The sequence below is a fragment of the Pseudoalteromonas sp. Scap03 genome (assembly GCF_013393115.1).
Classification (GTDB): domain Bacteria; phylum Pseudomonadota; class Gammaproteobacteria; order Enterobacterales; family Alteromonadaceae; genus Pseudoalteromonas.
Map to the genome: position 1 here is coordinate 34197 of NZ_VDEU01000003.1, position 7693 is coordinate 41889.

The 7693-nt window shown below is 40.4% G+C and carries 4 protein-coding genes and 1 pseudogene; 4 read left to right on the top strand and 1 reads right to left on the bottom strand.

What is annotated here, in order from left to right; all coding sequences use genetic code 11:
• Position 1: 1 nt before the first annotated feature.
• Entirely contained in the window at positions 2-2788 is a 2787-nt protein-coding gene (gene barA, locus FHG08_RS18630) for a two-component sensor histidine kinase BarA (protein WP_171039633.1), read from the bottom strand.
• 102 nt (positions 2789-2890) lie between these two features.
• Between barA and rlmD the strand changes: the two genes are divergently transcribed.
• The 4 genes and pseudogenes from rlmD to pyrG all read left to right on the top strand — a co-directional run.
• Complete coding sequence (gene rlmD / locus FHG08_RS18635; protein ID WP_178956446.1) at positions 2891-4216, top strand: 23S rRNA (uracil(1939)-C(5))-methyltransferase RlmD; 1326 nt, start codon at positions 2891-2893, stop codon at positions 4214-4216.
• A gap of 8 nt (positions 4217-4224) precedes the next feature.
• Entirely contained in the window at positions 4225-6381 is a 2157-nt protein-coding gene (relA, locus tag FHG08_RS18640) for a GTP diphosphokinase (RefSeq protein WP_138608148.1), read from the top strand.
• Positions 6362-7183, top strand: a complete 822-nt coding sequence (gene mazG, locus FHG08_RS18645; RefSeq protein ID WP_178956445.1) for a nucleoside triphosphate pyrophosphohydrolase — start codon at positions 6362-6364, stop codon at positions 7181-7183. The genes relA and mazG overlap by 20 nt, the downstream gene beginning before the upstream one ends.
• 161 nt (positions 7184-7344) lie before the next feature.
• Positions 7345-7693, top strand: a pseudogene (gene pyrG, locus FHG08_RS18650) (CTP synthetase); the annotation flags it as partial.

The window sequence follows — 7693 nt, forward strand, 5'->3', positions numbered from 1 at the left end:
GCTACAGCTCGTCTTTTTTATTGTTGTTATCAATGTTGGCATCAACAAGTAAGTTTTCCAGCTCGTCTTGAAGTTCAAACAGTTCGGGCTCTATATTATCAAGTACGCACTCATTTTTTAGTGACGTTTCGATCGTTTCCGCCAATGTTTTTAATTTTGGTACACCAGTATAGCAACACGCTCCATGAAATTTATGGATCACGCTGAGTACTTGAGGGCAGTCATTGCTGACTATTGCTTGATTTAATAAGTTTAGGGTTTCGGGCACGCTTAATAACAGCATGTTGAGCATTTCATTGGCTAATTCAGGTTTACCGCCAGCACGTTGCAGCGCCAACGCCCAATCAAGCCGAGTGCTATTAAAAGGCGCTGTGCTATGTTCAAATGTGTTTTTTGACTTATCACGGCTTACAGGTAATTGCGGGCTATGATCGCAAATAACTTGATTGAGCATATCTTCGTCAATTGGCTTGGTTAAATAGCCTTCAAAACCATCTTTTAATAATTGTTCTTTTTCACTATTGAGTGCATGTGCAGTTACGGCAATAATAGGTGTATCTTCATTTAAAGATGACTCTTTAATGAGTTTACAGGCTGTAATGCCATCCATTATCGGCATTTGAATATCCATAAAAATCACATCATATTTATGACTTTTACTCAGGCTATAAGCTTGTGAACCATTATGGGCAGTATCAATCAATTCCACCTGTTCGTTTAGTAGGGTGTATATTAATTTTAAATTAGCGTCGTTATCATCTACCACTAATACTTTTAATGGCAGTAGAGTTTGTTCATGCTGATCTATGTTATGCGCCGGGTGATCAAGTCGATAGGGTGCGGCTAATAACTCACATAATTTACGATGGTTGAGCGGTTTACTTAAACAGGCATCTGCACCGCTGCCTATAAAAGCTTCACGCATATTGTGCGATACAGTATTAAGCATTAAATATAAATAATCGGTTGATTCTCTAACCGCTTTTACATAGCTTTTTAAGCGCTGCATATCATCAACCGATGCCATGTGACCAATAAGGCATATATCAAAATTAATCTCTGATTTCTCGATACACTCTAAAAATTCACTTTCGCTATGACATCGAGTGACGCTAATTTTCCACTCTTGTAATAATGAAACAACGGCATGATGAGTATGCTTATGTGGCTCTAGGTAAAGCACACGTTTACCAATTAATGATTGGGTAGGCAAATCATTGATAAATACATGATTTGGTAATCTAAATACGCCATTAAAGGTAAAGCATGTGCCACTGCCTGGAGCTGAATTTAAAGTAATACGGCCATTCATTGCTTCAACAATATGTTTAGTAATAATAAGCCCTAAGCCAGTGCCACCAAATTTACGGGTAATACTAGAGTCGGCTTGGCCAAAGGCGGTAAATAACGCGTCTTGTTTATCGGCAGGAATACCCACCCCGGTGTCAGCAACCGACACTAAAATGGAAGTTTGCTCCTCATCTAATAAACGATGGCTAATATCGACTTTAATAGCGCCTTTTTCAGTAAATTTTATTGCGTTACTTAACAAGTTAATAAGCACTTGTTTAAATCGAGTGGGGTCGCCGGTTAAGTGATCGGGCACCTGAGGATTTATATAAATAGAAAGCTCAAGTTGTTTGTCGTGAGCGCTAGGTGCCAGTAATGTCATCACTTCGTTTACGCTATCGCGTAATTGAAATTGAATTGACTCTAGCTCCATAGCACCCGCTTCTAATTTGGAGAAGTCCAATATATCGCTAATAATGGTCAGTAAGCTGTTTGCTGAAAGCTCAATGGTATCAAGGTAATCTTTTTGGTTTTTATTTAGCGGTGTTTTATAAAGCTGGCGAGTAAAGCCAATAACCCCATTAAGTGGTGTGCGTAATTCATGACTCATTTTTGCTAAAAAGTCAGACTTAACGCGGTTAGCATCTTGGGCTTCTTTTTTAGCCATAGTGAGCTGTATATTTTGTGTTTCGTATTGCTCAAGCGTTTCGCGGTAATCACTAGTTGCTTGATCAATATTTTTTTGCATTTCATCTTTTTGCATCACCATAGAGTGGGATATGGTATTGAGTCCTTCACGCAATAGTTCAAACTCACCATTCATGGGCTCAGTTAAGCCTGTTTGTCTTTTACCCTCAATTAACCTGTCGGTAGCAAGTACTAACTTATTTAGCGGTGTCATAAACATACGGCTAAGTTTTAGTGCTAAAATAGCAGCTAATACTAAGGCGAGAATAATAATAATACCGCTGACTAATAATGCGCGTTGCTGGCCAATAACAGCTTTGTCGCGATTAAGTTGGATCACCACGGTACCTAATGTGGTCTGAAACTCAGAAGTATTCCAGTCGCTATTGGGTGTTGTATGGTTAATGATAGGGGTAAAAAAAGTCACTAACTCTTCAGTTTGCTGAACATGTGTGGCTTTAAAACTGTCAATTTGCGTTTGCTCAATTAAGGTATCGAACGAGCGATGATAATTACTGGTTATAATAAGTTGGTTGTTATCATTAAAAATAGCAATTGATTTGACCGCTGGTGAGTGTTTGTTATGTGTATAACGAATAACACGGTTAAGTAGTTTTTTATTTTTTTCCAGTAAAGGTTGTTCAAGAGCAATCGCTAAAGGCTCAGAAATTGTTGTGCCTTGTTGATATAAAATTTCATCAAGCTCAATGTAACGATTTATTGTAAAATAACCACCTAGTAATAGCCCAATGATCACTGTGGGGATCAGGGTGAGTGTTAAAACAGAATCGCGCAAGCCTAGTTTGGTCATAATCTGAGCATTATTATCATTTTTATTAAATGTGAGTATATACATACTCATAGCTATTCTCAAAGTAGAGACGTAATTCATCAACCTTTAAGGTAATGCCTCATGGCACAAATATTTAAAGCAAAGAAAAAACCACTACAACAGCAATCGCTTGAACTCGATATTACAGCAATGGATCACCATGGCCGTGGTATTGCTAAGTACAATAATAAAGTGTGTTTTGTTAGTGGAGCATTACCTGGGGAGCGAGTAAAAGCTAAGTTAGTTGATGATAAAGCACGTTACAGCCAAGCTGATACGCTTAAAATAATTAAAGCCAGTGAATATCGCACAGTTCCTATTTGCGAGCATTACAGCCAGTGTGGAGGTTGCCAGCTACAGCATTTAGATGCCACACAGCAGGTAATTGAAAAGCAAGCAGCGGTGAATCAATTATTTGCCAAGTTTGCAAAATTAACCGATTTAAACTGGCAAGCTCCGCTGCTAAGCCAAGCAACTCATTATCGACGCAGTGCTCGGATTGCTGTTATGTTCGATAAGGCTGCAAAAAAAATGCGGGTAGGCTACAGAGCAAATGCTTCTAAAAGTATTGTTAGTATTAATCAGTGCCCAGTTTTAAGTGATGTATTTGCCGATGTATTTAATGTGTTTGATAAAGTCATTAATCAAAACAAGACGCTACACAGTATTAGTCATTTACAATTATGTGCCGCTGATGAACAATCTTTTATTGTTATCCGCCATACCAAAGCGATTTCACCTCATGATAAGGCGTTTGTTGAGCAAAGTGTGGCAGCTCATAATTGGCAGTTAGTGTGGCAAAGTGACAGTGATACTATTGAACATTCACATTTAGCTATGCCATTTTATAAACTTGAACAGTTAAATATAACGTTTGAGTTTGGGCTCAGTAACTTTATTCAGGTTAACGCGAGTGTAAATCAAGCGATGCTGATCCAAGCTGCAAACTGGTTAGCACTTCAAGGCGATGAAAATGTTCTGGATTTATTTTGTGGTATTGGTAACTTCTCTTTAGTGTTAGCCAAACAAGCTAAAACAGTAACAGGAATTGAGGGCGTAACTTCGGCGGTTGCATTAGCAACACAAAATGCGCACACTAACTCTATTACTAATACCCAGTTTCATTGTTTTGATTTAACCACGAGCATTAAAAAAGCGCCGTGGTTTAATAAAGAATTAGATGTTTTAGTACTCGACCCCTCACGCACTGGTGCGATGGCAGTTTTAGAACAGCTTCCATTAACGCAGTTTAAAGCGATTTTATACGTTTCTTGTGACCCTGTTACTTTAGCCCGTGACAGCGCTATTATTTCGCAAGCCGGCTTTGAGCTGAACAAGATAGGGCTAATGAATATGTTTCCTCACACGGGGCATATCGAAACTATGGCGTTATTTCAACGGAGGTAAAGCGCATTATGGTAGCGACACGTCAATCTCATCAACATGATAAAGCGGGTGACTTTTTTTCACGCGTAGAATCTCTTGATTTGTCTCAAGAAAAAATCAGCTTACTCAACAAAGCGCAGCAGCTTTGCCAAACGTGCGATAACAGCGAGCGACAAAATACCGCTATAGAAATGGTGGAGATTTTAGTTGAGTTAAATTTAGATGCTGACTCTTTAGCCACAGCCTATTTAACCCCTTATTATTTAAATGATGTAGTGAGCATTGATGCGGTAGAAGAGCATTTAGGCAACCATGTTGCAGTACTGCTTACAGGTGTGTCACAAATGGCGACCATAAGTACCTTAGCTCATCAAGGCAACGGCACTGTGCAAGTCGATAATATTCGCCGGATGCTGCTTGCTATGGTGGAAGATGTGCGCGCTGTGGTGATTAAATTAGCCGAACAGGTTTGCCATTTACGCAACGTCAAAGATGCCGCAGAAGAAGAGCGAGTAGTTGCCGCCAAAGAGACCGCTGATATATTTGCACCACTTGCGAATCGTCTTGGTATTGGTCAATTAAAATGGGAGCTTGAGGATTTAGCTTTTCGTTATTTGCACCCCGATATTTATAAAAATATTGCTAAGCAACTCGATGATAAGCGCCTTGCCCGTGAAGCGTATATGGTTGATATGGTTGAACAGGTCAAACAACGCCTCCATGAAGCGGGTATCAAAGCTGAGGTGTACGGCAGGCCAAAACATATCTACAGCATTTACAAAAAAATGGCGAAAAAGAACTACGAGTTTGATCAGCTATTTGATATACGCGCCATGCGAATTGTGGTTGAACGATTACAAGACTGCTACGGTGCTCTAGGTATAGTGCACACTAATTGGCGTCATTTAAATAAAGAGTTTGACGATTACGTTGCGACTCCAAAACAAAATGGCTATCAATCTATTCATACGGTTGTGTTTGGTCCTGAGGGTAAAACCGTTGAAATTCAAATACGAACGCACGACATGCATCAAGATGCAGAGCTGGGTGTCGCCGCGCATTGGATGTACAAAGAAGGCGCATTACCAGGGCGTGGTTCAGGCTATGAGCAAAAAATTAGCTGGTTGCGTAAGTTACTGCAATGGCAAGAAGAAGTGGTCGATGGCAGCGACTTAGCACAAGAGCTTAAAAACCAAGTGGTTGAAGACCGCGTCTATGTGTTTACCCCTCGAGGCGATATTTTTGACTTACCACTGGGAGCAACACCTCTTGATTTTGCTTACTACATTCACTCCAATGTAGGGCATCGATGTATTGGTGCAAAAATATTTGGCAAAATAGTGCCATTTACTCATCAGTTAAGCACTGGTGACCAAGTTGAAATACTAACCCAAAAGCAGCCAAACCCAAGCCGTGATTGGTTAAATCCATCGTTAGGTTACATTAAATCGTCTCGCGCTAGAGCCAAAATTCATCATTGGTTTAAACAGCTCGACCGCGATAAAAATTTAAGTGCGGGTAAAGAGATTCTTGATAGTGAGTTACAAAAATTAGAGCTAACTTATAAAGATTTAGACCCCGCTATAAAGCGTTTTAATTTTAGAGAACTTGATGACTTAATGGTCGCTATTGGCGCAGGCGATATTCGTCTTAACCAAATGCTTAACTTTATTACTGACAGAACAGAGCATGAGCCGGTAATTCGTTTCAAATCGCCTAGTAAAGTGACTGGTGATAAAAACGGTATTGTAGTGGATGGGGTCGGCAGTTTAATGAGCCATGTTGCTCGTTGTTGTCGCCCAGTACCTGGTGATGAAATCATTGGTTATATTACTCAAGGACGCGGTATTGCGGTGCACCGAGAGGATTGTGATTCGTTTAGTAATTTAAAAAACAAGCACCCCGAGCGTGTTATTTCAGTGAGTTGGTCAGATGATATTAGTAGCTCTTACGCCTTAACTATTCGTATTGAAGCCAGTGATCGTTCTGGCTTAATTCGTGACATCAGCTCAGCACTTGCCAATGAAAAAGTTAATGTGCTCAATATGAACGTAAACACGGTTGATAGCACTCAAACTGCTATTTTTGTGATGCAAATTGAAGTGCATGACTTACAGGGCACTAATAAAGTGCTGTCTAAGCTACATCAGATCGAAGGGGTACACAGTGCAAAACGAGGGCAGTAATCAGGCTAACAATGAGGCTTTAAGCCAACTGCTGGAAATAATGCAAACACTGAGAAACCCTGAGGGCGGATGCCCTTGGGATCTCAAGCAAACGTTTGCGTCAATCGTACCTCACACTCTTGAAGAAGCCTATGAAGTGGCTGATTGTATTGAGCGCGACGATTTAAGTGAACTGAAAGGTGAACTAGGTGATCTGTTATTTCAAATCGTGTTTTATGCGCAACTAGCGCAAGAGCAGCAATTATTTGATTTTAACGATGTGGTAAACACGTTAAATGAGAAGCTAGTGCGCCGTCATCCGCATGTATTTTCATCGCAAGACACACCCACAACTGATGCCGAATTAGCTGCGCAATGGCAAGCAATAAAAGCACAAGAGCGTGCTACTAGACCCCAAGATAAAAGCTCAACACTTTGGCAAGATATACCAAACAGTTTACCTAGCTTAACAAAAGCTAAAAAAATTCAACAACGTGTAGCTGCTTTAGGCTTTGATTGGCCTACTTATCATGGCGCTATAGATAAAGTGAGTGAGGAAGTTGAGGAGGTGAAAGAAGCCTTAGCTCATAACCCGTACTCAGCGCATACAGCAGAAGAGCTAGGTGATTTGTTGTTTGCTACCGTGAATGTAGCGCGCCATGTTAAACGGGATCCAGAGCAATTGCTTCGTAGTGCCAACGATAAGTTTTCTGCACGATTTGAAAAGGTGCAAAATTACTTAATTGCCCAGGGTAAATGTATTGAGTCAGCGTCTTTAGAGGAAATGGATGCGGCATGGGATGCGATAAAAAAAATTAAATAAATAGGGACATAAAAAATGTCTGTTTTTTGTGCACAGATTTGCCATTTATAGCTGGATTGCTCAGCCATGTTTTGGTACAATTTCGCCCCGTCTTGTTTATATTCCAAAATCACTTGTTTGGGTATTATATTCCTTTTAATTCCTGATATTCTAGGGTTCGCATGAGTACAAAATTTATCTTCGTTACCGGCGGAGTTGTTTCTTCGTTGGGTAAAGGTATTGCAGCAGCATCATTGGCCGCTATTTTAGAAGCCCGTGGCTTAGATGTTACCATTCTAAAGCTGGATCCTTACATCAACGTTGACCCAGGCACAATGAGCCCAATTCAACACGGTGAAGTATACGTTACCGAAGACGGCGCAGAAACGGACCTTGATTTAGGTCACTACGAACGTTTTATTCGCACCAAAATGACCAGCCGTAACAACTTTACGCAAGGGCGCGTATATGAAGATGTACTGCGTCGTGAAAGACGTGGTGAATATCTTGGCGCAACTATTCAGGTTATTC